This is a genomic window from Shewanella indica (assembly GCF_002836975.1).
Lineage (GTDB): Bacteria > Pseudomonadota > Gammaproteobacteria > Enterobacterales > Shewanellaceae > Shewanella > Shewanella indica.
In genome coordinates this window covers 35,597-62,591 of the sequence record NZ_NIJK01000053.1, presented here as the reverse complement: position 1 = coordinate 62,591, position 26,995 = coordinate 35,597, and the positions used below count along the sequence as shown (strand labels likewise).

Annotated in this window: 25 protein-coding genes; 17 read left to right on the top strand and 8 right to left on the bottom strand. The window is 50.0% G+C overall.

Annotation, left to right across the window (positions count from 1 at the left end; genetic code table 11):
• Positions 1-47: 47 nt before the first annotated feature.
• The 3 genes from tusA to CX650_RS18860 all read left to right on the top strand — a co-directional run bounded on the left by tusA (position 48) and on the right by CX650_RS18860 (position 4,064).
• Positions 48-293: a sulfurtransferase TusA gene (tusA, locus tag CX650_RS18870; RefSeq protein ID WP_101056537.1), complete on the top strand. Its 246-nt coding sequence runs from the start codon at positions 48-50 to the stop codon at positions 291-293.
• A gap of 23 nt (positions 294-316) precedes the next feature.
• Positions 317-787 (top strand): MOSC domain-containing protein, encoded by a 471-nt coding sequence (locus tag CX650_RS18865; RefSeq protein ID WP_101096720.1) that lies wholly within the window; start codon positions 317-319, stop codon positions 785-787.
• Between the two features lie 100 nt (positions 788-887).
• Positions 888-4,064 carry an amidohydrolase family protein gene (locus CX650_RS18860; RefSeq protein ID WP_101096719.1) on the top strand — a complete coding sequence of 1,059 codons (3,177 nt, stop codon included), beginning with the start codon at positions 888-890 and terminating at the stop codon, positions 4,062-4,064.
• 53 nt (positions 4,065-4,117) lie between these two features.
• On the opposite strand, the gene CX650_RS18855 is transcribed toward CX650_RS18860, so the two are convergent.
• Both CX650_RS18855 and CX650_RS18850 read right to left on the bottom strand, forming a co-directional pair.
• Positions 4,118-4,363, bottom strand: a complete 246-nt coding sequence (locus tag CX650_RS18855) for a hypothetical protein (RefSeq protein ID WP_157823090.1) — start codon at positions 4,361-4,363, stop codon at positions 4,118-4,120.
• A 103-nt stretch (positions 4,364-4,466) separates the two neighbouring features.
• The gene (locus tag CX650_RS18850) at positions 4,467-5,030 is read right to left on the bottom strand and encodes a DNA-3-methyladenine glycosylase I (RefSeq protein ID WP_025011835.1); all 564 of its coding nucleotides are present in this window, start codon (positions 5,028-5,030) and stop codon (positions 4,467-4,469) included.
• A 109-nt stretch (positions 5,031-5,139) separates the two neighbouring features.
• Here CX650_RS18850 and glyQ point away from each other — a divergent pair, with 109 nt between their 5' ends.
• Entirely contained in the window at positions 5,140-6,045 is a 906-nt protein-coding gene (gene glyQ / locus CX650_RS18845) for a glycine--tRNA ligase subunit alpha (RefSeq protein WP_028780936.1), read from the top strand.
• Positions 6,046-6,055: 10 nt separating this feature from the next.
• Positions 6,056-8,125, top strand: a complete 2,070-nt coding sequence (gene glyS / locus CX650_RS18840; protein ID WP_101096717.1) for a glycine--tRNA ligase subunit beta — start codon at positions 6,056-6,058, stop codon at positions 8,123-8,125.
• Between the two features lie 54 nt (positions 8,126-8,179).
• Here glyS and CX650_RS18835 read toward each other — a convergent pair whose 3' ends face one another.
• The 5 genes from CX650_RS18835 to dnaA all read right to left on the bottom strand — a co-directional run bounded on the left by CX650_RS18835 (position 8,180) and on the right by dnaA (position 15,403).
• Complete coding sequence (locus CX650_RS18835; protein ID WP_226685164.1) at positions 8,180-9,232, bottom strand: HDOD domain-containing protein; 1,053 nt, start codon at positions 9,230-9,232, stop codon at positions 8,180-8,182.
• 130 nt (positions 9,233-9,362) lie between these two features.
• A complete protein-coding gene (gene gyrB / locus CX650_RS18830; protein WP_101096715.1) occupies positions 9,363-11,780 on the bottom strand; it encodes a DNA topoisomerase (ATP-hydrolyzing) subunit B in 2,418 nt (805 codons plus the stop codon).
• Between the two features lie 16 nt (positions 11,781-11,796).
• Positions 11,797-12,879: a DNA replication/repair protein RecF gene (recF, locus tag CX650_RS18825; RefSeq protein ID WP_039035679.1), complete on the bottom strand. Its 1,083-nt coding sequence runs from the start codon at positions 12,877-12,879 to the stop codon at positions 11,797-11,799.
• A 19-nt stretch (positions 12,880-12,898) separates the two neighbouring features.
• A complete protein-coding gene (dnaN, locus tag CX650_RS18820; protein ID WP_101096714.1) occupies positions 12,899-13,999 on the bottom strand; it encodes a DNA polymerase III subunit beta in 1,101 nt (366 codons plus the stop codon).
• 15 nt (positions 14,000-14,014) lie between these two features.
• Positions 14,015-15,403 (bottom strand): chromosomal replication initiator protein DnaA, encoded by a 1,389-nt coding sequence (dnaA, locus tag CX650_RS18815; protein ID WP_039035678.1) that lies wholly within the window; start codon positions 15,401-15,403, stop codon positions 14,015-14,017.
• A 439-nt stretch (positions 15,404-15,842) separates the two neighbouring features.
• Here dnaA and rpmH point away from each other — a divergent pair, with 439 nt between their 5' ends.
• The 5 genes from rpmH to mnmE all read left to right on the top strand — a co-directional run bounded on the left by rpmH (position 15,843) and on the right by mnmE (position 19,647).
• Positions 15,843-15,980 (top strand): 50S ribosomal protein L34, encoded by a 138-nt coding sequence (rpmH, locus tag CX650_RS18810; RefSeq protein ID WP_011758135.1) that lies wholly within the window; start codon positions 15,843-15,845, stop codon positions 15,978-15,980.
• 18 nt (positions 15,981-15,998) lie between these two features.
• Entirely contained in the window at positions 15,999-16,355 is a 357-nt protein-coding gene (rnpA, locus tag CX650_RS18805) for a ribonuclease P protein component (protein WP_101056528.1), read from the top strand.
• Entirely contained in the window at positions 16,322-16,576 is a 255-nt protein-coding gene (gene yidD, locus CX650_RS18800) for a membrane protein insertion efficiency factor YidD (protein ID WP_101056527.1), read from the top strand. The genes rnpA and yidD overlap by 34 nt, the downstream gene beginning before the upstream one ends.
• 3 nt (positions 16,577-16,579) lie before the next feature.
• Complete coding sequence (gene yidC / locus CX650_RS18795; protein ID WP_101096713.1) at positions 16,580-18,205, top strand: membrane protein insertase YidC; 1,626 nt, start codon at positions 16,580-16,582, stop codon at positions 18,203-18,205.
• A gap of 80 nt (positions 18,206-18,285) precedes the next feature.
• The gene (mnmE, locus tag CX650_RS18790) at positions 18,286-19,647 is read left to right on the top strand and encodes a tRNA uridine-5-carboxymethylaminomethyl(34) synthesis GTPase MnmE (RefSeq protein ID WP_101096712.1); all 1,362 of its coding nucleotides are present in this window, start codon (positions 18,286-18,288) and stop codon (positions 19,645-19,647) included.
• 486 nt (positions 19,648-20,133) lie between these two features.
• On the opposite strand, the gene CX650_RS18780 is transcribed toward mnmE, so the two are convergent.
• Positions 20,134-21,579 carry an OmpA family protein gene (locus CX650_RS18780; RefSeq protein ID WP_101096711.1) on the bottom strand — a complete coding sequence of 482 codons (1,446 nt, stop codon included), beginning with the start codon at positions 21,577-21,579 and terminating at the stop codon, positions 20,134-20,136.
• Between the two features lie 139 nt (positions 21,580-21,718).
• Between CX650_RS18780 and CX650_RS18775 the strand changes: the two genes are divergently transcribed.
• The 7 genes from CX650_RS18775 (at position 21,719) to CX650_RS18745 (ending at position 26,991) form a co-directional block, all read left to right on the top strand.
• Positions 21,719-22,321 (top strand): response regulator transcription factor, encoded by a 603-nt coding sequence (locus CX650_RS18775; RefSeq protein WP_101096710.1) that lies wholly within the window; start codon positions 21,719-21,721, stop codon positions 22,319-22,321.
• 122 nt (positions 22,322-22,443) lie between these two features.
• The gene (locus CX650_RS18770) at positions 22,444-22,722 is read left to right on the top strand and encodes a pilus assembly protein (protein WP_101096709.1); all 279 of its coding nucleotides are present in this window, start codon (positions 22,444-22,446) and stop codon (positions 22,720-22,722) included.
• Positions 22,723-22,899: 177 nt separating this feature from the next.
• Positions 22,900-23,400 carry a hypothetical protein gene (locus tag CX650_RS18765; RefSeq protein ID WP_189484317.1) on the top strand — a complete coding sequence of 167 codons (501 nt, stop codon included), beginning with the start codon at positions 22,900-22,902 and terminating at the stop codon, positions 23,398-23,400.
• Between the two features lie 147 nt (positions 23,401-23,547).
• Complete coding sequence (locus CX650_RS18760; protein ID WP_101096708.1) at positions 23,548-25,188, top strand: TadE/TadG family type IV pilus assembly protein; 1,641 nt, start codon at positions 23,548-23,550, stop codon at positions 25,186-25,188.
• Entirely contained in the window at positions 25,185-26,084 is a 900-nt protein-coding gene (locus tag CX650_RS18755; protein ID WP_101096707.1) for a hypothetical protein, read from the top strand. The genes CX650_RS18760 and CX650_RS18755 overlap by 4 nt, the downstream gene beginning before the upstream one ends.
• Positions 26,081-26,740 (top strand): hypothetical protein, encoded by a 660-nt coding sequence (locus CX650_RS18750; protein ID WP_133087274.1) that lies wholly within the window; start codon positions 26,081-26,083, stop codon positions 26,738-26,740. Before CX650_RS18755 ends, CX650_RS18750 begins: the two co-directional genes overlap by 4 nt.
• Positions 26,740-26,991, top strand: coding sequence for a hypothetical protein (locus CX650_RS18745; RefSeq protein WP_093981802.1), 252 nt, complete (start codon positions 26,740-26,742; stop codon positions 26,989-26,991). Before CX650_RS18750 ends, CX650_RS18745 begins: the two co-directional genes overlap by 1 nt.
• Positions 26,992-26,995 lie beyond the last annotated feature (4 nt).

Genomic DNA, 26,995 nt, shown 5'->3' with positions numbered 1-26,995 from the left:
TTGGAGTAATATTAGCCACTTCTGTTGTTCTCGTTGTAAGAGGTTATATGAGTCAGGTTTTTGCCAGTGCCCAACATCAACTGGATGCTTTAGGTTTGAGGTGTCCGGAGCCTGTCATGATGGTTCGCAAGAAAGTCCGTTATATGGCCGAGGGAGAAACTCTGCTCATTATCGCCGATGATCCGGCTACCACCAGAGATATTCCCAGCTTTTGCCAGTTTATGGACCACACCTTGGTGGCCAGCCAAACGGATAACCTACCTTATCAATATTTGATTAAGAAAGGTCTCTAACCCACTTACCAGGAAGGAACCTAATGATTACCCTGCTCGCTATCGCCCATAAAAAGCAAAGAAACGCCCCAATGGATTTATTACCTTATGCCGAAGTCAGTTTGGCTCAAGGTGTAGAGGGCGACGTTTTCGGCAAACCGGGAAAGCGTCAGGTGACACTGTTGTCCCAACAGCAGTGGCAACAAGCCTGTGCTCAATTGCAGACAGAGATTCCCTGGACGAGCCGCAGAGCCAACTTGCTGCTGGATGGTCTGGAGTTTGCACCTGAGTTGGTGGGGAAATACCTGAAGATTGGTGAGCATCTGGTGCTTGAACTTACCGGAGAAACAGACCCTTGCGGCAAAATGGAGCGAGCACACCCAGGGTTGGAAGCAGCATTAATGCCTGGTTGGCGTGGTGGCTGTACCGCCAAAGTGATCAATCCGGGAAAAATCAGACCTCAGGACCCGGTCCAGATACTCGATAGTTGGCCAAATCGCAACTTAGACTTATAAAAAACAGAAAACCAATTGATACAGTATTGAGGTTTTACTGTTAATAAATTTGTGAGATAACAGACAGTCGGTAACCGATAACTAAAATAAGGCCGCTGTCATGTTGAGACCTAAACTAACCCCTCTGTACACAGCTGTTTCATTGCTCTTTTCAGCTTCGGCATTCAGTGACGATCAAGCCCCCAAGTGGGACGTCAATGCCCCGCTGAATGCTCCTCTTGAACAAGCCAAAATTCAGGTATCTGAAGGTACCTGGATGAATCTGAGCCTGAGCCCGGATGGCAAATATCTGGTTTTTGATCTGCTGGGTGACATCTACAGAATTCCCGCTCAGGGCGGCGAAGCCAAACCTCTGGCACAAGGCATAGCCTGGCAGATGCAACCCGTCTACAGCCCTGATGGCAAATACATTGCCTTTACGTCGGATCAAGATGGCGGCGACAACATCTGGGTAATGAATGCTGACGGCAGTAATCCGCGTCCGGTAACCAATGAAACATTCCGCCTGCTCAACAGCCCGGCCTGGAGCCCAGACTCCCAATATCTGGTGGCGCGAAAGCACTTCACAGCCAGCCGCAGTCTAGGTGCCGGTGAAGTCTGGCTTTATCATATTGCCGGTGGCGAAGGAGTTAAACTCACCGAGCGGCCAAATGATCAGAAAGACCTGGGTGAACCCGCCTATTCCCCTGACGGCCGATATATCTATTTCAGCCAAGATGCCACCCCGGGTAAAACCTTCCACTACTCCAAAGACTCGGTCAAAGGCATATACAAGATAAAACGCTACGATACCCAAACCGGGAATATCGAAGTGCTTGTCGAGGGCACTGGTGGCGCCATCAGGCCGACCCCGAGCCCGGATGGTAAACAGTTGGCCTACATCAAACGCGACGGTTTTCAGTCAACCTTATACTTGTTGGATCTGACTTCCGGTAAAGAGCAAAAGCTCTATGGCGACCTTGACAGAGACATGCAGGAAACCTGGGCGATACACGGTGTTTATCCCACTATGGCCTGGAGTCCAGATAGTGCAGAGATCTATTTCTGGGCAAAAGGCAAAATCCACAAACTCGAACTGGCATCCAAGCAAACGGCAGAGATCCCATTCAATGTCACCACAGAGCTTGCTGTGCAACCGGCGGTGCGCTTTAAGCAGGATATAGATCAGCAGCAACTGGATGTCAAAATGCTGCGCATGGCTCAGGTGTCGCCAGATGGAACCAAAGTCATCTACGAAGCTCTGGGAAAAATCTGGATAAAACAGCTGCCGGACGGCAAACCGAAACGCCTGACCCGTTTGGATGAACAGTTGAAAGAGTTATTCCCTCAATGGTCCCGTGACGGTAAGCGAGTGGTGTTTACCACATGGAATGATCAGCAACAAGGCAGCGTTAGAACCATCAGTGCCCGAGGAGGAAAAACCACAACACTTACCCAAGAGCCAGGGAAATATATCGAGCCCACCTTCTCTCCCGATGGCAAACAGGTGGTGTTTCGTAAAATTGCCGGTGGCTATATTACCCCCAAAACCTGGAGTCAGGATCCCGGGCTCTACTTGGTTGACAGCAATGGTAAAGAACTAAAGAAACTCTCAGCTCAGGGCTTCCAGCCACAGTTTGGTGCCGATAATGACAGAGTCTACTTTATGGAGAGTGGTGAAACGCCGCAGCTAGCCTCGATATCACTTAGTGGTTTCGATAAGCGGGTACACTACACCAGCAAACACGCCACAGAATTCAGAGTATCCCCCGATGGTAAACAGCTCGCGTTTGCGGAACGTTTCCGGGTTTGGGTCACCCCATTCGCCAAGCATGGTGAAACCGTTGATATCGGGCCTAAGGCGACTAATTTACCGGTAACACAGCTCAGTACCCGCGCCGGTGAGAGTATTAGTTGGGGCGCCAACAGCGATCAACTCTATTGGACCCTTGGCCCAGAGCTCTATCAAGTGAGCCTGGATAACGACTATCGAGAGAAGAATGCTAAGAACAAGGTCCAAGTTACTGAGATTGGTTTCCAGACAGAGATGGATGTTCCACGTGGAACAATCGCTTTCGTCGGCGGAAAGATCATCACAATGGAGAATGATAGGGTCATAGATAAGGGTGTGGTGTTGGTGAAAGATAACCATATCCAAGCCGTGGGTGAAGCCGGCATGGCTATTCCAGATGATGCTATGCTAGTGGATATCTCAGGTAAGACACTGATGCCGGGTCTGTTTGATGCCCATGCCCATGGCGCTCAAGGTGAAAGCGAAATCATACCCCAGCAGAACTGGCAGTTATATGCCGGCTTGGCCTTGGGGGTTACCAGCATCCATGATCCCTCCAATGACACTACCGAAATTTTTGCTGCCAGCGAGCAACAAAAAGCCGGAAAGATTGTTGGTCCGAGGATATTCTCTACCGGCACCATACTCTATGGTGCCAACTTACCTGGCTACACCAGCCACATAGACTCATTGGGTGATGCCAAATTCCACCTCGAACGACTTAAAAAAGTCGGCGCTTTCAGCGTCAAGAGCTATAACCAACCCAGACGCAATCAGCGTCAACAAGTCATAGCCGCAGCCAGAGAACTGGAGATGATGGTGGTTCCTGAGGGAGGAAGCCTGCTGCAGCATAATCTCACCATGATTGCCGATGGCCACACCACAGTGGAACATTCCCTGCCGGCCGCAGCAATCTACGACGATATTAAGCAATTCTGGAGCCAAACCCAAGTAGGTTACACCCCCACTCTGGTGGTGGCCTATGGCGGCATTTCGGGTGAAAACTATTGGTACGATAAGACAGATGTCTGGGCTCATCCACGATTGTCAAAATATGTTCCTGCCGATCTGTTGCGGGCTCGTTCCATGAGAAGGCCTACCGCACCGGATGAACATTACAACCATTTCAATGTAGCCAGAGTCGCCAATGAGGTGAATCAATTGGGGATCCATCCCAACATTGGTGCCCATGGTCAGCGTGAAGGCTTGGCAGCTCATTGGGAGATGTGGATGTTTGCCCAGGGCGGTATGAGCAATATGGAAGTGCTGAAGACGGCAACGCTTTATCCCGCCAAGACCTTCGCTATGGACCATCAGCTTGGTTCAATTAAGCCAGGCAAATTAGCCGACCTTATTGTTATCGACGGTAACCCACTAGAGGACATTAGGGTCACAGACAGGGTCACTCATACTATGGTCAATGGCAAACTCTATGATGCCGAAACCATGAATCAACTCAATGGTGATAAGAAGCAGCGCCAGCCCTTCTTCTTTGAAGATATTTAAAAAAGATTAAACACGACGTAAATACGGAAGGATGTTCCACGTGGAACATCCTTTTATTTTATAAGCAGTAGCAGTACCAAAGCTAACAGTAGATAGCTAACAAGCGCCGGCAACAGGAAACGGATGAGTGTCGGCATGATGGCTTGTTTGCCAAAGCTGAGTCGCCGTAAAGTATCGCCCACCCGTACGGCCCACAAGTTCACCAGCACCAGAGTTGGCAATGCAAATAGCGCCCCAATAAACACACTTACGCCATCACTAAGCGCCAATAATCGACCAAAAACAAATGCGATAAACATCCAGAATAGCATGCACAACGGTAGATAGATTATCGTCGCAAAGGGCCCGGGCCCTGGACCCGAATCGAACAGCGCCAACAAAAAACGGCGACGCCGGGAAAACTTAATCATGGGGATAACAACAGCAATCCAACAAATGATCGTTGACCATGCCAACAGCCTGCATAAAGGCATAGCAAATCGTCGGGCCACAGAAGTTAAACCCCAGTTTTTTCAGCGCCTTGGACATCGCCTCCGACTCGGGTGTTTGAGCCGGAACCTGAGTCAGGGTTTCAAAGCGATTCACTTTGGGTACCCCGCCGACAAAACCCCAAAGAAATTCTGAAAAATCATTACCTTGTTCCACAAATGCCAGATATGCCTTGGCGTTTCGAACTATGGAATTCACCTTGGCTCTGTTGCGCACTATCCCTGGGTCTTGCAGCAATTCCTCTATTTTGGCTTGGTCGAACCCGGCAATGACTTGGGGATCAAACCCGGCAAAGGCGCGTTCATAGTTAGCCTGCTTTTTGAGTATGGTCAGCCAAGACAGTCCCGCCTGCTGACCATCGAGACAGAGCTTGGCAAACAGTTCCTTGGCATCGTAAACCGGCCTTCCCCACACCTTGTCGTGATATTCCTGATAGAGTGGATCATCAGTCACCCAGCCACAACGAACTATATCCATTACTCAAAATCCCTTAAATCGCTAAATCCGATAAAAAATAACCTACATAAGCCTATATCGACAAGGTATAATCGAAACCATTTTCTATTAATAGCTGACAGCAGTAGATATGACGACGAAACACGACGTGAAGACATTCCAGGGTTTTATCTTGACCCTGCAAGAATACTGGGCGCAGCAAGGTTGCGCCATAGTTCAACCCCTGGACATGGAGGTCGGTGCCGGCACCTTCCATCCACAAACCTTTTTGCGTTCATTGGGCCCTGAGCCGATGAGCAGCGCGTATGTCCAACCATCGCGCCGCCCTACCGACGGCCGCTATGGTGAAAACCCCAACCGTCTTCAGCACTACTATCAGTTTCAGGTCGTATTGAAACCTTCACCGGATAATATTCAGGAGCTATACCTCGGCTCACTGCAAGCCCTAGGTGTAGACCCAAGTATCCATGATATCCGTTTCGTTGAAGACAACTGGGAATCACCTACCCTGGGAGCCTGGGGCCTGGGCTGGGAAGTTTGGCTCAACGGTATGGAAGTCAGCCAGTTCACCTATTTCCAACAGGTTGGTGGCCTAGAGTGTAGCCCGGTAACCGGCGAAATCACCTATGGTCTAGAGCGTCTTGCCATGTATATTCAAGGCGTAGACAGCGTCTATGATCTGGTGTGGACCGACGGCCCAATGGGAAGGATCACCTATGGTGACGTGTTCCACCAAAACGAAGTGGAGCAGTCAACCTACAACTTTGAACATGCCGATGTCGACTTCCTGTTCGGTCTGTTCGATCAGTGCGAGAAAACCTGCCAGCACCTGCTTTCACTGGAAAAACCTCTGCCTCTGCCCGCTTATGAGCAAGTTATGAAGGCTTCACACGCCTTCAACCTACTCGATGCCCGTCACGCCATCTCTGTGACCGAGCGTCAGCGCTATATCCTGCGGGTGCGCACCATGGCCAAGGCGGTAGCCGAAGCTTATTACCAGGCGCGTGAAGCCCTGGGCTTCCCAATGTGCAAGTGAGGTAGAACTAATGAATTTTGACAACTTACTCATAGAGATAGGTACAGAAGAGCTGCCACCAAAAGCCCTACGCACTCTGGCAGAATCTTTTGTAAACAACTTCTGCGAAGAACTAGACAAGGCCGAACTCAGCTATAGCAAGGCACACTGGTATGCCGCTCCGCGCCGCTTGGCGCTCTACATAGAGCAACTGGCTCTGGCACAACAGGATAAAGTGGTTGAGAAAAGAGGCCCAGCGGTCAGCTCGGCCTTTGATGCCGAAGGCAAGCCAACCAAGGCCGCCGAAGGCTGGGCCCGCGGCAATGGTATCAGCGTTGCCGAAGCCGAGCGTCTGGTGACAGACAAGGGTGAATGGCTGCTGCACCGAGCCAAGGTTGAAGGTGTGACCACTGAAAGCCTGATCCCGTCCATGGCTCAACACGCTCTGGACAAGCTGCCGATCCCCAAGCCTATGCGCTGGGGCAGCAACAAGACTCAATTTATCCGCCCCGTGCACACAGTTACTATACTACTGGGCGACAAGCTGGTAGCCGGTGAGCTGCTGGGTATCAATTCAGCGCGTACCATTCGAGGTCACCGCTTTATGGGTGAAGCCAGCTTCGAGCTGGATCATGCCGACAACTATCTCAGCAGCTTGAAAGAGCGCGGTAAGGTGATTGCCGACTATCAGGCCAGAATAGATATCATCAAGACAGACGCAGAAAAAGCCGCTGCCAAGTTGGGTGGCCGTGCCGATATCGCCGATGAACTGCTTGAAGAAGTCGCCTCCTTGGTTGAATGGCCTGTGGTACTGACAGCGGCTTTTGAAGAGAAGTTTTTGCAGGTGCCCGCTGAAGCCCTGGTCTACACAATGAAAGGCGATCAGAAATACTTCCCGGTATTTGATGGCAACAATAAACTGATGCCCAACTTCATCTTTGTGACCAATATTGAGTCCAAAGATCCGGCGCAAATCATTGCCGGAAATGAGAAAGTTGTCCGCCCTCGCCTGGCCGATGCCGAATTCTTCTTTAACACAGATAAAAAGCAATCACTCGAGTCCCGCATTGCCAGCCTGGAAACCGTGGTATTCCAGAAGCAATTGGGCACCCTTAAAGACAGAGTGGAGCGTATCTCCTGTGTGGCCGAAGCCATTGCGGCCAAAATCGATGCCAACCAAGCCGATGCCAAGCGTGCCGGTCTGTTGTCCAAGGCCGATTTGATGACCAATATGGTCATGGAATTTACCGACACTCAAGGCACCATGGGCATGCATTACGCGCGCCTCGAAGGGGAAACCGAAGCGGTTGCCCAGGCATTGGAAGAACAGTACAAGCCCAAGTTCTCCGGTGATACTGTGCCAACAGCGCCGGTATCCTGCGCTGTTGCACTGGCAGAGAAGCTGGATACCCTGAGCGGAATATTCGGTATCGGCCAGGCTCCTAAAGGCGCTGCCGACCCCTTTGCCCTGCGCCGCGCGGCCATAGGTGTACTGAGGATCATTGTTGAGAACAAACTGCCACTGGATCTGGTCGAGCTGATTGCCTACGCCATCAAGGCCCACGGCAGCAACCTCAGCAATCAGAACTGCGCCGAAGAGGTGCTGGAATTCCTGATGGGCCGTTTCCGCGCCTGGTATCAAGATAAAGGCATCAGTACCGATGTGATTCTGGCGGTTCTGGCCCGTAGACCAACTCGTCCGGCCGACTTTGACAGCCGTATCCAGGCCGTCAGCCATTTCCGCACCCTGGAGCAGGCAGCCTCTCTGGCCGCTGCCAACAAGCGGGTTTCCAACATTCTTGCCAAGGTTGAAGGTGAATTGCCAAGCGAAGTCGATATGACTCTGCTGCAGGAAGATGCCGAGAAAGCCCTGAATCAAGTTCTGAGCTCACTTCAGCCACAACTTGACCCCTTATTTGCCAAAGGGGAGTATCAACAGGGATTGACCCTGCTGTCGACGCTGAAAGAGCCGGTAGATACCTTCTTTGAAGATGTGATGGTAATGGCCGACGATGAGGCGCTGCGCCGCAATCGTCTGGCACTGCTGAATCAACTGCGAAATCAGTTCCTGCGGGTGGCCGACATATCACTGTTGCAGTGATGGCTGTTGCTGTAATGGCAAACCGATAAAAAAACGCGCCGAAAGCGCGTTTTTTCATTTTATTTCAAGCAGTTGCTTGTGCCATTGTTCAAACATTCCCCGGCTGATATTGGCTTCTTTCAACAAGGCGTCCAGCAATTCCGGAGGCAACTTATCCTCTTCCACCAGCATAGAACATTCACTGAGCAGATTGGCTTGCCAAATCAGCTGGCTTAAACGATTTTCCGGCTTGGCACCGACATTGGCCAAAGGTTGCAATACAGTCTCAAATGCCTTGGGCAACTGCCAACAACTCACCAGCAGGCTACTCAATGACAGGGAGCGCGCCGTCATCACCTGACGGAACAGCCAGGACTTGGGCTGCTCACCAGGCTCGGCTTGAATAAAGGCATCGAGCAGTAGTTTGAAGATGGCTATCTTGCCAACATCGTGCAGCAGCCCCACCATAAAAGCAGTATCAGGTTCTTCGGTTTCCAATTCTCCGGCCAGGAAAGCCACCTGCAGTGAATGGCGCCACAAATGGGCCCCAAAGCGGCGAAAGTAGATAGGTTTGATATCTATCATCTCTTTCATCATGCAGGTGGTCACTATCCGTCTCAACCTGTTGCTGCCCAGTTGAACCAAAGCCTGCTGAAGACTGGTTATCTGCCGCTCGCTGCGGCGAAAAGCCGCCGAGTTACAGATGCGGATCACCTCGGCACTCAACACGGGATCTTGTTGAATAAGCGCGACTATATCCTGATTATCAAATTCAGGATCGCTGAGTTTACTGTCCAGCTCCAGCATTCGGCCAGGGATCTGCAATACAGAATCGGCAATCTGCTGCGGTGAGGCCAGAGCCAGCTCAATGTCGCTCATGACCCGCTTTTCGAGTTTATTGGCTACGCCACCGCTATTTTGACTGCTGACGGAGAACAGTAAACTGTAAAATAGCGCCGTAGCATCAACGGCGGTCACCAACTCATCGCTCTCGGTGGCTGTCTCCCGGGAGCGGCTCAAGGTTTTCCGCTCATGCTGGATATTGGGCGGGGCTTCGTTGAAGCTTTTCGGTCGCTCTACTTCAACCTTTTCCCTGAGATTAAACAGTTTCCTGAAGAGTCTTATCAATTGATTTCCTGCGCAATTATTCCACCCAAGATGGTTCAGTATAATCGCTATTTAACAAAGTAAACGCGGCGAACATCCAATAAAAAAGGAAGGCCAGAAGCCTTCCTTTTAAAGATAATAAGCAGTTTGATTAAATGTCGAGGTTAGCCACGTTGAGGGCGTTGGCCTCAATAAAGTCGCGTCTTGGCTCAACCTGATCGCCCATCAGAGTGGTAAACAGCTGATCAGCGGCAATCGCATCTTCAATGGTAACCTGCAACATGCGACGGCTCTCTGGATCCATGGTGGTTTCCCATAGCTGCTCAGGGTTCATTTCACCCAGTCCTTTATAACGCTGGATATAGAGACCGCGCTTGGACTCGGCTATCAGCCAGTCAAGAGCTTCAACAAAACTGCTGACCTCTTTAACCCTCTCACCGCGTTTAACATAGCCACCGTCTTCAATCAGATCACAGATCTGCTCACCCAGCTTGGCAATGCGTTCATAATCGCTGGAATGGAAGAAGTCATAACCAAACAGATAATGGGTATCTATGCCGTGTTTGCGCACAATGAGCTGCGGCAGATACACCTTACGCTCAGGATCCAGCACAGTTTCCATCTTGTAGATCACGCCGCCGTTCTCTTCATCTTCAAGATCCTGCAGCAGCCCGTTGCACCAATTGGTCATAGCGGCTTCGTCGGCCAACATTTCGGCTGTCACCCGTGGACGATACAGCATGCGGTTGGTCACATTGGTTGGATAACGTTTTTCCAAGCGCTCAATGATGGCTTCCACTTCACGATATTGGTAAACCAGACGCTCCAGGCCTTCACCAGACATAGCCGGTGCATCCTTGGATGGATAGATGCAGCCGCCATCCAAAGCCTGAGTGGTCAAGTATTCAGTCAATGCCGGTTCATCTTTCAGATATTGCTCCTGCTTGCCTTTTTTCACTTTGAACAAAGGAGGTTGAGCAATATAAACAAAGCCACGTTCGATCAGCTCTGGCATCTGACGGAAAAAGAAGGTCAACAGCAGCGTACGAATGTGCGAGCCGTCGACGTCAGCATCCGTCATGATGATGATGTAGTGGTAACGGGTCTTGTCCGGATCATATTCATCACGGCCGATACCACAGCCAAGGGCGGTGATAAGAGTGGCCACTTCCTGAGAAGACAGCATCTTGTCGAAGCGAGCCTTCTCTACGTTAAGAATTTTACCCTTGAGTGGCAAAATAGCCTGGTTCTTTCTGTTTCGGCCCTGTTTGGCACTACCGCCGGCCGAATCACCCTCCACTATGTAGATTTCAGAAAGACCTGGGTCTTTTTCCTGACAGTCTGCCAATTTACCCGGCAAACCACCTAAATCCAAAGCACCTTTACGGCGGGTCATCTCGCGCGCTTTGCGGGCCGCTTCACGGGCGCGGGCAGCATCGATAATCTTGCCAACAATCATCTTGGCATCGGCTGGGTTTTCCAGCAGATAGTCATTCAGCTTCTCACCCATGGTCTGTTCCACGGCGCCTTTGACCTCACTGGAAACCAGCTTGTCTTTGGTCTGGGAGCTGAACTTAGGATCCGGAACCTTCACAGATACCACCGCGGTCAGACCTTCACGGGCATCGTCACCTGTGGCGTTGGTCTTGCCCTTCTTGTTGAAGCCTTCCTTCTCCATGTAGTTGTTCAGGTTACGGGTCAATGCCGCCCGGAAACCTGCCAAGTGAGTACCACCATCACGCTGCGGAATGTTGTTGGTAAAACAGAAAATGCTTTCCTGAAAACCGTCGTTCCACTGCATTGCCACTTCGACAGTAATGCCATCTTCCCGCTCTTGAGAAAAATGGAAAACATCCTTATTCACCGGAGTCTTGTTGCGGTTCAGGTATTCTACGAAGGCCTTGATACCGCCCTCATAATGGAATAACTCATCTTTGTTGTCGCGCTCGTCAACCAGACGAATACCCACGCCGGAGTTCAGGAATGACAGTTCGCGAATACGCTTGGCCAGCAGCTCATAATGAAACTCGGTATCTGTAAAGGTTTCATGGCTGGGCCAGAAACGAATTTCAGTACCTGTTTTAGTCGCTTCACCGATTTCCTTGATAGGCTCTTGCGGCTCACCATGTTTGTAAAACTGCTCATAAACCTTGCCATCGCGGCGAATAGTCAGTTGCAGTTTTTCCGACAGTGCGTTAACCACGGATACACCTACACCGTGCAGACCACCGGAAACTTTATAGGAGTTGTCATCGAACTTACCGCCGGCGTGCAGCACTGTCATAATAACCTGAGCTGCCGATACTCCTTCTTCAGGGTGAATGGCAACCGGAATACCACGACCATCATCTTTTACAGAGACAGAACCATCAACATGAATGGTGATCACTATGTCACTGCAGTGGCCCGCCAAAGCTTCATCGATAGAGTTATCGACGACTTCGAATACCATGTGATGCAGACCCGTGCCATCGTCGGTATCACCAATATACATCCCAGGTCTTTTACGTACCGCATCAAGGCCCTTAAGGACCTTAATACTCGAAGAATCGTAACTGTTCTCTGACATATTATTCTCTCATCGGTTATTCAATGACCGTTACCCGCCCCTGTTCCACCTGAAAAATCCGGCTGGGGGGCGTGCTTAATGAATCTGATATTGCCGCCGGGTCAATCGCAGTGACAAACACTTGCGCCCCGGTTTCGCTCAACTGCCGCAGCAATAACTTCCTGTGTTTCGCATCCAGCTCTGACGGCAGATCGTCGACCAGATAGATACTATTCTTATCTATTTGTTGTTTAAGTAACTTTCCCTGTGCTATTCGTAATGCACACACCAACAACTTCAGCTGACCACGAGACAAAGCATCCTGAGCAGGCAAATTACCCACTCTGAGTCTCAAATCAGCTTTATGGGGGCCACTGACAGTGTGCCCCATGGATAGATCCCGGGAATAAGACGCCTGCAACAGGGCCGCAAACTCAGTTTTACTATCCCAACCACGGGTAAAAGAAACCTTGATATCAACCTGTGGTAGAAACTCCCCGATTATACCCTTAAGTAGTTCATTTAACGAGTCTACATATGCCTTTCGTATCTCAGTAACCAACTCGGAGTAACGGACAAAATCCCGGTCCCAGAATGCGATTTGCTGATAGGCAGCACCATCCTTAAGTAACTGATTACGCTGTTTAAGGATTCTTCTTACATTAACCCAAGCCTGATAAAACTGCGGATCACAATGAAAGGCGCCCCAGTCGATAAACTGACGCCTGGCCTTAGGGCCTTCAAACAGCAGCGAAAAGCTCTCTGGAGTTATTACCTGGATTGGAAGAGTGTCGGCCAGCACAGACAGGCGCTTTATCTTCTCGCCATCCATTCTGACCTCGGTTTCGCCGCTGCGAAACCGTCGCAGTCCCAACTTACTGTCACCGGAGGGCAGGTTCAAATTGGCAAACAGGGTCAACTGATCCTGTTGGTTATTGATCACCCTCTGAGACAGATGACTGCGAAATGAACGTCCCATCCCCAGAAAGTAAATCGCCTCCAGGACACTGGTTTTGCCACTGCCATTTTGGCCGTAAATAAGATTCAGCCCAGTGCCGGGAAGCAGTTGGGCTGAATCGATATTACGAAAAGCTTGGATATTGAGACGAGTTAGACTCATTTAAGGCCCAAAGTCGCCCCTAGAGGCGCATCGGCATCACCACGTACATGGAGTCTTCCTCGACGTGGTTTTCAATCAAGGCACTGGAGTTACCATCACTGAGGGTAATCCTGACTTCGTCGGCCTTGAGGCCATTGAGCACATCCAGCAGATAAGAGACGTTGAAGCCAATTTCGAGCGGCTGACCGGCATAATCCACATCGATGATCTCTTCGGCTTCTTCCTGCTCCGGGTTATTGGCGGTAATCTTGAGTAGCGCATTTTCCAGCTGTACCCTGACACCGCGGAATTTCTCATTGGACAGGATAGATGCCCGCAATAGTGCTTGCTTAAGCTGATTGCGACTGGCCAGCACTATCTTGTCACCACCCTTGGGCAATACCCGACGATAATCCGGGAAGCGGCCGTCCACCAGCTTACTGGTGAACACTGCGCTGGCGGTAGTAGCACGAATGGCGTTCTCACCAATGGCAATATGGATATCCTGATCTTCACTGTCCAGCAGGCGAGCCAGCTCCATCACCCCTTTACGAGGCACGATCACCTGATTTTCCGGCAAAGAGGCTGCTATCTCTCTGTGGCTCAGAGCCAAGCGGTGGCCGTCTGTTGCAATGGCGCGCAGTACATTACCCTCGGTTTCCAGCAGCAAGCCGTTGAGGTAGTAACGCACATCCTGGTTGGCCATGGAAAACTGAGTAGCATCTATCAGTGACTTGAGTGTGCCCTGCTTGAGGCTAAATTCGATGGCAGGCTGGAAACTCTCGACATTGGGGTATTCTTCTGCCGGTAGCGTCGCCAATGAGAAACGGCTGCGACCGCTGCGAAGCAGCCACTTGTTTTCCTGCTGTTCGATTTTGATTTCGCTCTGCTCAGGCAGAGACTTGACGATATCGAGCAGTTTCTTGGCCGGCACTGTGGTGCGACCTTCCTGCACTTCGCCACTGACCTCGGCACTACCGACCAGTTCCACCTCAAGATCTGTACCCGTCATCTTGAGTGAGTGATTGCTTACTTCCACCAGGAGGTTTGCCAGAATGGGCAAGTTATGGCGTCTTTCCACCGCGCCACTGACCAACTGGAGCGGCTTTAATAGGGCATCCCTATCGATCGAAAATTTCATGGTCCTGTTCCCTGATTAAGAAGATAAGGTTCTAATCAAGTTGGCATAATCTTCTTTAATGTCGTGACTCTCTTCCCGCAGCTGCGCAATCTTGCGGCAAGCATGCAGCACAGTTGTATGGTCACGGCCACCAAAGGCATCACCTATCTCAGGTAAGCTCTGATTGGTTAATTCTTTAGACAATGCCATGGCCATCTGCCTCGGTCTCGCCACACTGCGGGAACGGCGCTTGGACAGCATATCGGCCATCTTGATCTTGTAGTATTCAGCCACTGTTTTCTGAATGTTGTCTATAGTGACTAATTTTTCCTGCAGAGCCAAGAGGTCACGCAAGGCTTCGCGCACAAAATCAATGGTTATTGGCCGACCGGTAAAGTTGGCATTGGCGATAACCCGGTTCAATGCCCCTTCCAATTCACGCACGTTGGAACGTAAACGCTTGGCAATGAAGAAGGCCACTTCATCCGGCAAGTTGATCCCGCTCTCCTGCGCCTTGCGCATCAAAATGGCGACCCGGGTTTCCAGCTCCGGCGGCTCAATGGCCACGGTAAGACCCCAGCCAAAGCGCGACTTGAGTCGATCTTCCACACCATCGATCTCTTTCGGATAACGATCCGATGTCAAAATGATCTGGTGATTGCCCTCAAGCAAGGCATTAAAAGTATGGAAAAACTCTTCCTGGGATCTATCTTTATTGGCAAAGAACTGAATGTCATCAATAAACAGGGCATCTACGCTACGGTAGTAACGCTTGAAGTCTTCAATAGCATTATTTTGCAGCGCTTTGACCATGTCTTGAACAAAACGCTCGGAATGCATATAAACCACTTTGGCGTTGGGATTATTCTTGATAATGCCGTTGCCTACGGCGTGCAACAGGTGAGTCTTACCCAGACCGGTACCGCCATACAAAAACAGAGGGTTATAGGCACCACCCGGGTTTTCTGCCACCTGCAATGCGGCCGCCTTACCCAGTTGGTTAGACTTACCTTCAACAAAGTTGTCAAACTGGTAAGTGGGATTAATATTACTGCGATAACTGTGGTTTACAGCCGGTTCAGCAGCAGTGTTAAAGGTTGCACCTTTACCGGCTGCACTCTTGGGCGCGCTGACAGACGCCTTGGTCGCAGTTGGGGCCTGTACCTGGGGCTTGGCCGACGGACGGCTACCAATATCAAACCTGAGTTTCGGTGCATCATTGCCCAAATGCTCAGTAAAAAACTGATTGATAATGTTGAGATATTTATCTCTAACCCAGTCAAGCACGAACCGGTTGGGCGCATAGAGCACCAGGGTATCCCCATCCATTTCGGCTTGTAACGGTCTGATCCACATACTGAATTGTTGAGCAGAAAGCTCATCTTGTAGTCGTCCGATACATTGCTGCCAAAGTGAAACCGCCACGTACTTATCCCCAAAAGATCGCCTCGAAAGGAGGGTATTCTATAGTGAGATCTGAATAATCGCTATCCTTTAAGTGTAATTATCCCCAGGCAGATCCCAACAGTCAGATCTGTCGGATCCAGATCGATCTCCCAAGATCCGCTATTTGGCGAGCCGGTTAAAATCCCGCTTTATAAAGCGATCCACCCTGATCTATAATCAGCGACCGCCGATCTGCCAAAAGATTAATGGATCCACAAGATGTAGTGTCCGTACACAGAGTTATCCACATCCTGTGGTGACAACAGCTCAACAGATCGCGAAAATGCCGAGATAAATTACCTTGAGAGGGGCTGCACGTGTTGACTGCCCTGACTAAAGTGATTACAATTCGGCCTCTTTTTTGCCCTTACCTCAAACAGAGATAAGGTAAATTCACTAACAAAGACGGATTGCCATCATGAGTAAACGTACTTTTCAACCTAGCAACCTGAAGCGCAAGCGTTCTCACGGCTTCCGCGCTCGTATGGCTACAGCGAACGGCCGTAAGGTACTGGCTCGTCGCCGTGCCAAAGGTCGCGCTCGTCTGTCTGCTTAATTGCGAGTAGACAACTAGGTGACTCGTTACACCTTTACGCGGGAGTTACGCTTGCTAACTCCCGCGCAATTCAAAACCGTATTTTCCAACCCCATTAAAGCCTCCTCAGCTGAGATAACCCTGCTTGCTGTACCCAATGAGATGCAACATCCGCGTCTTGGACTCACTGTGGCTAAACGCCATGTAAAGAGAGCCAATCAACGCAATCGTATCAAGCGGGTGATCCGGGATAGCTTCCGCCTCAATCAACATGATTTGCCACCACTGGATATAGTGGTCCTGGTTCGCGGCGGTGTGCTGGATATGGATAATGAACAGCTCAGAAAGCTGGTAGAAAAGTTATGGCGCAAACTCAGTCGCCGTTTCAATGGCTGATAATTAAGGCGATCAGAGCCTACCAACTCCTTATCAGCCCTATGCTGGGGCCTCGTTGTCGCTTTAATCCAACCTGCTCTCACTACGCCATAGAAGCGGTGCGAGTGCACGGAACGATTAAAGGGAGTTGGTTTGCAATCAAACGCATATTAAAATGTCACCCTTTACATCCGGGCGGCAGTGATCCCGTCCCCCCTAAAAATGACAGGTGTAATAAATAGGCTATGGAATCTCAACGCAATTTACTGCTTATCGGCCTGCTGTTTGTCAGCTTTTTGCTGTGGCAACAATGGCAAACCGATAAAGCACCCAAACCCGCTGTAACTGAAAATACAGTTGCCACTTCCGTTCAAGAGACAACTCACAGCGCTGACGTTCCGGTAGCCGAATCAGGCATGCCAGAAGAAACAGCCGTGGCGTCCAAAGATCTTATCAGAGTCACCACAGATCAACTGGATGTGCTGATCAACCCTGTCGGCGGTGACATTGTTCATGCCGCTCTGGTTTCTCACAAACTGGAGCTGAACAAAGACGAACCCTTCATCCTGTTGGAACAGAAGCCTGGGTTCGTATACATAGCCCAGAGTGGCCTAATGGGCAGCGGCGGTACAGACAGTACCAAGGGCCGTGCTACCTATTCAGCCAGCGCCAAAGAATTCACTCTTGCCGATGGCCAGGACACACTGACTGTTCCATTGAGCTACACAGCAGCAAACGGCGCCAAGTACACCAAGATCTACACCTTCCACAAAGGTCAGTTTGCCGTAGACGTTGAGTACAAGATTAACAACACCACATCAGAGCCACTGCAAGTTCAGATGTACGGTCAGATAAAACAGACCATCAAGCCTTCAGACAGCAGCATGATGATGCCAACTTATCGTGGTGCCGCCTTCTCGACTGCCGATATCCGCTACGAAAAGTATAACTTTGAAGATATCCAGGAAAAGAACCTGGAGAAGAAGACAGAAGGTGGCTGGGCCGCCATGCTGCAACACTATTTTGTGTCGGCCTGGGTTCCGCCAAAGAATGAAACCAACACCATATTTACCAGAGATAGTTCAGGTACCGCCAACATTGGCTTCATGGGCGAGAAAAAGACAGTAGCCCCTGGCACTGAAATGACCTTGAGCGCCGACTTCTACGTAGGTCCAAAGGATCAAGCCGCCCTGTCCGAACTGTCTGACACCCTTAACCTGGTTGTGGATTATGGCTTCCTCTGGTGGCTGGCTGTGCCTATCTACAAGCTGTTGATGTTCTTCCAATCCATCGTGGGTAACTGGGGTGTGGCCATCATACTTATCACCCTAACGGTGCGCGGTATTCTGTTCCCGCTGACCAAGGCGCAATACACCTCTATGGCCAAAATGCGTAACCTGCAACCAAAACTGCAGGAGCTGAAGGACAGATTCGGCGATGATCGCCAGAAGATGGGCCAGGCCATGATGGAGTTGTACAAGAAGGAAAAAGTGAACCCTATGGGTGGCTGTCTGCCTATCTTGCTGCAAATGCCTATCTTTATTGCCCTTTACTGGGTACTGATGGAAGGTGTGGAACTGCGCCATGCGCCGTTCATGCTGTGGATTGACGATCTGTCGGTACAGGATCCTTACTACATCCTGCCTTTGCTGATGGGTGTTTCCATGTTCCTGATGCAAAAAATGCAGCCAATGGCACCGACTATGGATCCTATGCAGCAGAAGATGATGCAATGGATGCCGGTCATCTTTACCGTGTTCTTCCTCTGGTTCCCATCCGGTCTGGTACTCTACTGGTTGGTGGGTAACATAGTTGCCATTATCCAGCAGAAGATTATCTATGCCGGCCTGGAGAAAAAAGGCTTAAAATAAGCCTATTTCGGGTCAAATGTTCAAGGGCGGCCTAAGGGTCGCCTTTTGCTTTTATAAATAAGTTTTCAAGGGTTAATGCAGTGACAACAGATACTATCGTGGCCCAGGCCACCGCTCCAGGTCGCGGTGGTGTTGGCATAGTCAGAGTCTCGGGGCCCAAGGCCCAAGCCGTTGCACAGGCATTACTGGGCCACCAGCCCAAGCCAAGATATGCCGATTACTGTGACTTCAAAGGAAGTCATGGAGAAGTGCTGGATCAGGGTATCGCCCTGTTCTTCAAAGGCCCGAATTCTTTTACCGGTGAAGATGTGCTGGAACTTCAGGGCCATGGTGGTCAAATCGTCATGGACATGCTGATTAAGCGAGTCCTGGAAGTCGAGGGGATCCGCTTGGCACGCCCAGGGGAGTTCAGCGAACAGGCCTTTATGAATGACAAGCTGGATCTAACCCAGGCAGAAGCGATTGCCGATCTTATCGATGCCACCAGTGAACAGGCCGCCAAAAGCGCACTACAATCACTTCAGGGCGAGTTTTCCCGCGAAGTGCATGAGTTGGTAGAACAGGTTACCAATCTGCGTCTCTATGTCGAGGCCGCCATCGACTTCCCAGATGAAGAGGTAGACTTCCTCTCTGATGGCAAGATTGCCAATGCCCTTTATCGCATCATAGATAAACTGGACTTGGTACAAGCCAGTGCCAAGCAGGGCGCCATCATCCGCGAAGGGATGAAAGTAGTGATAGCCGGCCGCCCCAACGCCGGTAAGTCCAGTCTGCTCAACGCCCTGGCGGGAAAAGAGTCGGCGATTGTCACCGAAATAGCCGGCACCACAAGGGATGTATTGCGGGAGCATATCCACTTGGATGGCATGCCGCTGCATGTCATAGACACAGCCGGCCTGCGCGACACCACTGACACAGTGGAACAGATAGGCATAGAAAGAGCCTGGGCAGAAATCGCTACCGCCGACAGAGTATTGTTTATGGTCGATGGCACAGAAACCCAAGCCGTTGATCCCCATGAAATCTGGCCTGATTTTATTGATCGCCTGCCGGAAAACCTCGGCGTCACTGTGGTACGCAATAAGGCGGATCTGACCGGTGAGTCACTGAGCCCCAGCGAAGAGAAAGGCTATGACGTCTTTAGGATCTCAGCCAAAACCGGGCTCGGGGTCGATGCACTGAAACAGCACCTCAAGAACCTGATGGGCTATCAGAGTAACCTGGAAGGCGGTTTTATCGCCCGTCGCCGTCACCTGGAAGCCTTGGAAGTCGCCGGTGAACATCTGCAGCAGGGCAAAGTACAGCTGGAAGTCTATCAGGCAGGTGAGCTGCTGGCCGAAGAACTGCGCATGACTCAACAGGCTCTGGCCGAAATCACCGGCCAATTCACCTCTGACGATTTACTGGGGAGAATTTTTTCCAGCTTCTGTATCGGGAAGTAAAGCGGGCAAATAACGGAAAATAACAGCAAACGATAGCAGATAACCCACTGATTTTATTAGTACGTCATTTGCCGTTTATTGCCAAATCTAGTCCCCAGTTGGGCCCCAATGACATGATAAATGCCGTATTGGGGACCAATTGGGGGCTAAAATGAAAATTTCCATTGAAAAACGAACACTTAGAACTGACGACACACGCTCACTACGCTTAGTTTATGACTATGGCTACACCACAAATATACAAGGTGAACGCCAAAATAAACGTAAACGCAGCTAAGAAACCTTAAACCTGTACGTTCACGACAAACCTAAAACACCCACCCACTTATAAATATCTTCGTCTGCCAGCTATGGTACAAAGACCTGTCAGAGCTACAGCCAGAGTAAAGTCATCTGCAATTATGTGGTCTATTTCCCTACGTAACCAACGGGTTAACCTCACCGTTGATGACAGTACAATGTAACCGGCTGCGAAGGTTCAGTGGGTTACTTTTTGTCAGAGCGGAGCACCAGCTCCACACGGCGATTCAGCCGCTGGCCTGCTTCGTTGGCATTGCTGGCAACGGGGCTGTACTCGCCATTGCCATGGGCTGCTAATTGGCTGGCGGGGATCTGGTATTGCTCGGTGAGCTGTTTTATCACTACCGCCGCTCGGCGCTGTGACAGGCTCTGGTTATAGCGGTTGTCGCCCTTATCGTCGGTGTGGCCGACCACGTAAAAATCCAGCTTCGGGTGCTGCTTAAGGTAGCTTGCCAGTACTTCCAGCACTGGCTTGGACTCTGACAGCATCTGGTCACTGTCGTAATCGAACAGCAGGCCTTCCAGAGTAGCCTTGCCGGATTGGGTAATGGCCTTGGTGAGAGCATCGAGGTCAATGACAACCCTGTCATCTTTCAGTGCCGAAAGCTCCATCACTCGCACAGTGGTGTCTGCCGGCGTGCCATCGTAGCGGCCCTGGGCATAGATATCGAAATACACATCACCACCAGGGCGGCTCAGTTTAAATAGCTGATAGTCCTGCCATTCATCGGTGTTAACATCCTGATGTAACCCCATGGACTTTATCAATTCGGCATCGTCACCACAGGCTTTACCCTCGCAATGGAATACGGACTCAGCGGCCAGCTTGTTGGCTGCGGCGGCGTAGTTACTGCTGATTTCAAACAGCGAGTATTCCTCTGGCATCCGATAACGTATCTCGGTGAGTTTGGCATTGAGTGGCTGGGTCTGATAACCGGCTGCAGATATGCCGACAATCACAGGGACTTGGGTAAAATTGGTTTGCTTGTAGCGACTAATGAAACTGCCGGGCATGCGGCCAAGCAGCGGATGATCTGCCGAGTCCTGACTATCTTCACTGCGTCTATCTTTTATCTCCACCTCTTGTGGAGCCTGCTGTAAAAACGCCGGGTTTGCCTCAATCAGATCCAGTGGCTCGGGAATACTCTCAAGGGTCACAAGCTGTACCTTGGTGTAACGGTCCTCACGGTGAAAAGCATAGATGACGCTGTAAACATCCCCGCTGGAACCTGTTAGCTTTGCCGCCACGTATGCGCCGAGATAACTGGTATCTACGGTTATCCTAGGTGCCAACTGGTCCCTTAGGACATAGGGATCACCGCAGGCTTCCTGCTGGCATTGAAACACTATCTCAGCATTTATTTTTTTAAGTTGTGCCAAATAGTTATTGATAACAAGCTCCAGCGTATAGCTGTCTGGGAGCTCGAAGCTGTGTTGAGTCAGTTTTCCTGACACAGGCAAAACGGAGAGCTTGTCTCCATCAACGGCAGTAATGAGATCAAATGGCGTAAAATGAATGCGTTTTTCTGCGGGATATTTGGCATCAGGGAAAATGCCGAAAAGCGTACTGGCAGAGGCACTGAAGGCAGTAACAACCAAAAATACTGCACTCAATAAAGTATTTTGTCCCATAAAAAAATCCTTTTCAGCGGGCGAATCTTACTTTAGCGTATTAATTAAGAGAGTAGGATGATACGATAAAACAATTAAAGTGTCAGCCTTCGTATTTGTTTCAGCTGAATATTACCCGAGAACTATATGGATATACGAAATGGATATACGAACTCGCGCCAGTATACACCTGGAGGGAGAGGGTTTTGACTTACTGCCTGAGTTAAAGCAACTCTACCTTGCGAATGGGCTGTGTTTACGCAAAGCATTATCATACACAGATGAACAGCATATCAGTCGCGTGGTTTTTGTAGATTGTAGACAAAAGCCAGAGCCCTGCGTATTTTCGATGCAAAAGCCCTCTACAGCCTATATTGCGATAGTCAATCACCTCGATACTCAAATCGAAGTCGAATTGCTGCGGGCGGGGTTTCACGGCCAATTGGTAAATAATTGTTCTTTAGTGTTACAGCTATCTGCTATCAATTGCCTTGTTAAAGGTGAGATGTACTTTTCACGAAAAGCACTCTCGCAATATGTTCTTGAAATATTCTCTAAAAACAAGGTGATCAGTTCTGAAAGAACGGCTCTTGATGTTACCCAGAAAGAGCGGCAAATAGTGGATTGTATTTTTAAAGGACTAAGCAATCAGGAAATCGCAGATGCGCTGAATATTTCGCTGAACACTGTAAAAATGCATCTCCAAAACATTTACAGAAAAAACAACCTTAAAGGGCGAATTCAATTAATGTCATCATACTAATTAATTAATCCTTTAGGGTGTAATGCCTGAGTAATTTTTATCCTCCGGAGTAATTGAGTCATAGAAGGATTACTCTAATAATAACCGCGAAATTACTATCAATTGCTTCAAGGAGTGAAACTATGTTCCAACGTAAAATTCGCGGTCAGGGTATGACTGAATACATCGTAATTGTTGCTCTAATTGCCATTGCAGCCATCGGTGCTTTCACCATGTTTGGTGATGTGGTGCGTAACCAAACGGCTTCTATGGCCGCTGAACTTTCTGGCAGCGCCAATGAAGCCAAATCAGCAAACAGAGAGGCAGAAACTGCGGGCAAAAAGGCGGTAACTGATGCTGCCAAGGCTGGTGGCTTGAACGCTTACAACGAGACTGCTTCAAAGGCCAGTACTCGTAAGTAACCAGCACAAGTAAGGATAAAGGCCATTGTTATAAATGGCCTATTCCTGTTTCTGGATAAATAACATAGTCCTTCAGAGGGTTGTAGAATGTCATTTCGCTTGATGCCATCGTTTTCAAAGTCAACTTTCACCCGCGTCGCGCTCGGTGTGTTCCTTTTGGGAACTACCTCCATTTTGATGGCAGACGAGAGTGGCGAACCAGCGCAATTACTGATGGACAGGTTCCCCAAGCCCCATGAGATAGAGCTTGCGCGCCAAGGTGTGGCCGAGGCCAATATCAATAAGCCTTGGGAAAGATCTTGCCCCTATAGAGAGCTAACAGGCACTGCCGAGGCAGAGGACGAGTTTTTCTTTCGCTGCCAACGTTGGGACGACTGTGTGTCTGCGGGTGGTTCGGCCAGCATCTACAGCGAGGCGTTCTTCCAGAATCATCAACGACAACCTAAAGATCAGGTACCTTGGGAGTCTTACAGGGATGGCAGCATATTTCTTCTCGAGCCATCCGATTTCGAGAGGGTCACCGGTCACTTGAGACAGTATGCCCTGAAGTCTGCAGAGGAAAATTGGCGCTTGTTTGAGGGGCGGGATGCTGCCGCGGCAAGTGACTTGGTGGAGAAGAAATTCTGGCAATGGTGCTCTGCCGAACCTTTGACTTTGTGGAAGGCAGAATATCAGTAGCAGACGTACCCACACCCAAACAACAAATTTAATTTGAATAAAGGCTGAGAATTCAAGCATCGCCGTCGGCTTTTCCATGCACTTGCTATCGGAAAAGTTAACGGCGTGCGCCACTGAAGGACAGAAACCACGGTCAAGGATTGAGCCATGCAAGTGTTCTACCGCTATCTGTTATACAGAGCCGCTGCAAAAGCTAATTTAAGTCGATTCCCTCACCGGCAGGCTGGGTACGCCAGTGTTCTTTTTCTGGCGATATTTGCTGCAATTGGTTTGGCGGTATTTTCATTGTATGACTCTGGTGTGGTCGCGACTGAGCGGGTTCGATTACAGAACACGGCCGACAACGTCGCCTACAGTACCGCCACAATGGTTACCCGCGATATGAATGTTATCGCTATTACCAATAGGGCCATTGTTGCCAATCAAATTGCTATCGGCCAGGTCGTAGCACTCGCGTCCTGGACGAATATGATCCACGAATTCACCGGAAATCTTGAAACCATCGGTGACTGGATCCAATGGATTCCCTACGTCGGACCTATCATAGAAAAGCTGACCGAAGTCATGCACAAAGGTACCACTGTGCTGAGAAATGCCATCAAGACAGGCAGTGGCCCCTTTATCTTCGCCCAAGACCAGCTAATTACCTTGCTGGCAGGGTTGCAGCGGGTTAACCATGAGGCGACGCTGGCTTCAGGGATCAATTTATATGATGAAGCCATCAAACTTAACGACCCGGATGTTCAGGCCAGCCCTTTGGTCAACGCATACAACTTTACCAAGTTCATTCAGGCCTATCGCGGTTCAACCCGTTACTTCGAGCGCCGGCAGATCCGCAATGACTCTGCGACTGCTCAACGGTTTGCGGAGTTTGGCAACGTGATAAACGACTCCCGCGATCGCATGATGGCGAATCGTGGCTATAAGGTAGGGCCGCGCATTCCTGTGCCAATCGGATGTGATGGTCCTATTACCGGAAGAATTTGGGCGGAAAAATACGGCGGCACAGACTTTACCTTGACCAAGAAAAAACGTGGGTATCAGTGGAGCTGGACCTCTCTCGATACCTTCAGTTTTTGGCTCAAATATCGCAGGGGGACTTTCTGTCATAAGACCAGAACCCGGGAATTTTCACCTTTGGGGTGGGGCGCTGCTCATGCACTGGATCAGGAGTTGCGCAGTGACAGATACACCTATAGAGATCGCAGGGGCGTTGCGGAGAAAGCCTTTCCACAGAACGGTGAATGGAAGGCCGTAAACTACAATCGCAACAACAATCGTCAAGCCTGGGCAAATGCCTGGCGCAATAACAACGCGGCCAATGGGGTATACCGTCCAACCTGGCATCAGGGTGAAAGTAAAGGGGACATTGATTATAACCTTCGCAAAACAGAGGGCTTGAGAACTTTCCTAGACTTCAAAGCTGACACCAAAACTGATATCGGCCCCGAATTTACTGTTCTGCTTAAAAAAGATGAGTCGAAAATGCCGACCCGTAAGACGCTGGATGACAGGAATACCAAGGCTGACAGATCAGATAAGTACAAGGTCGAGGAAAAGGGCGGTATGCCAGGTCAGCAATTGTTTGCTTTGGCGTCGGCAGTCCCCATTTTTTCCAGACCCGACGAAGTGAAATCCCGCAGCAATAAGCCCTGGATGATCAAATGGTCAAGACAGGACAAGCTCAGAGAGTTTGGCAATCTGTACAATCCATTCTGGCAGACCCGCTTAAAGAAGAGTGATGATGACGTTATTAAGGTACTGATTGGCTTGGGGGTTATTTCATGAAGTCCCTGAAACAACGTGGCGGCGTATTGGCCGAGTTTATTGTCATTGGTGGCTTTGTGCTGATGCCGTTGGCGCTGCTGTTGCCCATGGTATTCAAGCACGTGGAAAACCGTCAGATGACAGAACAAGCAGCCCGCTATGCCGTCTGGGAGCGGGTGGCATATTTCCAGAGCAAACCCAAGAACCGCGATTCTGACACGCCGGTTAAATCTGATGCACAAATCAGCAATGAGATCCGCAATCGCGTGTTTGCCGATAAAAATTCTGCCATATATCTGGGTCAAAATACCAACAAGGTGCAGGAAACATTAAACCCCGTGCTGCAGATAAAAGATCAGACCACTCGTAAATGGGTGACCTTATTTGAAGAAGATAAGGATAAAGCCGGCTTTTATCACAGTAGCCAAACCAGCGAGTCAGGGCTTCCCGGTAACTTTTCCAAGGTATCGACCGCGGTTGGCAAGGTGCTCTCCATCGCTCCTGATATGGATCTCAGTAACAAGGGCTTCTACAGGGTCAATGTCAGCAGCAAGTTACGCAGTTTTAAGTGGTTTCCCGAGCTTGGTGATAAGAGCCTGGCGATGACTCGTCAGGGTGCCTTGCTCACCGAAGGCTGGATGATTGGTGGGCCTGCCGCAGCGAAACGTGAGCTTAAGTATCTGGTGCCCATAGGGGCATTCGCCGAGAAGTTGGGGCTGGAGAAACTGATGGATATCTTGTCTGTATTGCCCATAGCCGAAGAGCTGGAGTGGTTGGATTTAGCCAAGATTGAACCGGATGCGGTGCCCTGCGTAAGACTGGGAACCTACGATCGCAAAGGCCGGGTGAGCACTCCCCGGATTTGTGAAAGCCGCTTAAAGGCCAAATTACATGAGTTGGGGCACAGGAGAAGATGATGCGGTGCATAGTGTTGGCCTTGCTGATTGCCTTTGGTACTCAGGCGCAGGAAAGCGTGCAGTTTCCCATTCCCAAGTTTTTTAAGTTGCAGGTAGTTGCTGACGATCTGGTCTTTAATGGCGTCGATATGTCGATTACCGGTTTTGACACCAATAAATCTCCCGAGGAGATTTATCAGTTTTATCAGGATGCCTGGCGAGGGGAAATTAAAGAGTCTGCCTTTGGCAACTGGATTATCTATTCCCACCTGAAAGAGGGCTTGCTCTATACGGTGCAGTTTCAGCAACTGGATAAGCTGCGAGTCTCGGGCACCCTAGCCATTTCCAACCTGCCATCTCTGCAAAAAAAGCAGTTGAAAAGCTTGGGCAAAGGCTTTCCCAAGGCGCGTAACACCCGGGTTGCCAACGATATCAAGGCATACGATGGCCTGCGCGAATCGCGGCATTTACTGCTGGTCAACAAGATGTCAGTGGCGTCGAACAGGGTGTTTTACAAGTCCGCATTAACCGGGCAAGGCTGGGTGCTGCAACATGGAGAGTCAGGTTCGTCAGAAGGTGAAGCATTACTGTTTGCCAAGGAAAACAGCACCCTAAATTTGACGATGATCAGCAAAGATGGCCAAACCTTCATTCAGGCGATAAGGATAGACAATTGATGAAACGACAGCGTGGATTTGGCGTAACTGAATATGCACTGGGTATTGTGGTGTTAGTGACAATTTTCTTTATGCCTTACAAAGACAATAAATCAATAGCCAATATGTTGATTGATGCCGTGAAGCAGGAGCATTCCGGCTACATCTATGCGCAAACGTTAAGTCAATTTCAGGTGACGTCACTCAAGGCGTCGCCAAAAGTTAATCCAGCCCCTAAAGCGAAAACGGAATTAGAAAGCTTTAACAAGTAAAGGA

Bases quoted from the DNA above. Each gene is read 5' to 3' on its own strand.
- CX650_RS18860 (WP_101096719.1), top strand. From the start codon at position 888: ATGTTGAGACCTAAACTAACCCCTCTGTACACAGCTGTTTCATTGCTC.
- dnaN (WP_101096714.1), bottom strand. From the start codon at position 13,999: ATGAAATTTTCGATCGATAGGGATGCCCTATTAAAGCCGCTCCAGTTG.
- glyQ (WP_028780936.1), top strand. From the start codon at position 5,140: ATGACGACGAAACACGACGTGAAGACATTCCAGGGTTTTATCTTGACC.
- CX650_RS18755 (WP_101096707.1), top strand. From the start codon at position 25,185: ATGAAGTCCCTGAAACAACGTGGCGGCGTATTGGCCGAGTTTATTGTC.
- CX650_RS18745 (WP_093981802.1), top strand. From the start codon at position 26,740: ATGAAACGACAGCGTGGATTTGGCGTAACTGAATATGCACTGGGTATT.
- yidC (WP_101096713.1), top strand. From the start codon at position 16,580: ATGGAATCTCAACGCAATTTACTGCTTATCGGCCTGCTGTTTGTCAGC.
- CX650_RS18765 (WP_189484317.1), top strand. From the start codon at position 22,900: ATGGCAGACGAGAGTGGCGAACCAGCGCAATTACTGATGGACAGGTTC.
- CX650_RS18855 (WP_157823090.1), bottom strand. From the start codon at position 4,363: ATGTTTATCGCATTTGTTTTTGGTCGATTATTGGCGCTTAGTGATGGC.
- glyS (WP_101096717.1), top strand. From the start codon at position 6,056: ATGAATTTTGACAACTTACTCATAGAGATAGGTACAGAAGAGCTGCCA.
- rpmH (WP_011758135.1), top strand. From the start codon at position 15,843: ATGAGTAAACGTACTTTTCAACCTAGCAACCTGAAGCGCAAGCGTTCT.
- CX650_RS18760 (WP_101096708.1), top strand. From the start codon at position 23,548: ATGCAAGTGTTCTACCGCTATCTGTTATACAGAGCCGCTGCAAAAGCT.
- CX650_RS18775 (WP_101096710.1), top strand. From the start codon at position 21,719: ATGGATATACGAACTCGCGCCAGTATACACCTGGAGGGAGAGGGTTTT.
- CX650_RS18850 (WP_025011835.1), bottom strand. From the start codon at position 5,030: ATGGATATAGTTCGTTGTGGCTGGGTGACTGATGATCCACTCTATCAG.
- gyrB (WP_101096715.1), bottom strand. From the start codon at position 11,780: ATGTCAGAGAACAGTTACGATTCTTCGAGTATTAAGGTCCTTAAGGGC.
- CX650_RS18750 (WP_133087274.1), top strand. From the start codon at position 26,081: ATGATGCGGTGCATAGTGTTGGCCTTGCTGATTGCCTTTGGTACTCAG.
- yidD (WP_101056527.1), top strand. From the start codon at position 16,322: ATGGCGCAAACTCAGTCGCCGTTTCAATGGCTGATAATTAAGGCGATC.
- CX650_RS18770 (WP_101096709.1), top strand. From the start codon at position 22,444: ATGTTCCAACGTAAAATTCGCGGTCAGGGTATGACTGAATACATCGTA.
- CX650_RS18865 (WP_101096720.1), top strand. From the start codon at position 317: ATGATTACCCTGCTCGCTATCGCCCATAAAAAGCAAAGAAACGCCCCA.
- tusA (WP_101056537.1), top strand. From the start codon at position 48: ATGAGTCAGGTTTTTGCCAGTGCCCAACATCAACTGGATGCTTTAGGT.
- recF (WP_039035679.1), bottom strand. From the start codon at position 12,879: ATGAGTCTAACTCGTCTCAATATCCAAGCTTTTCGTAATATCGATTCA.
- CX650_RS18780 (WP_101096711.1), bottom strand. From the start codon at position 21,579: ATGGGACAAAATACTTTATTGAGTGCAGTATTTTTGGTTGTTACTGCC.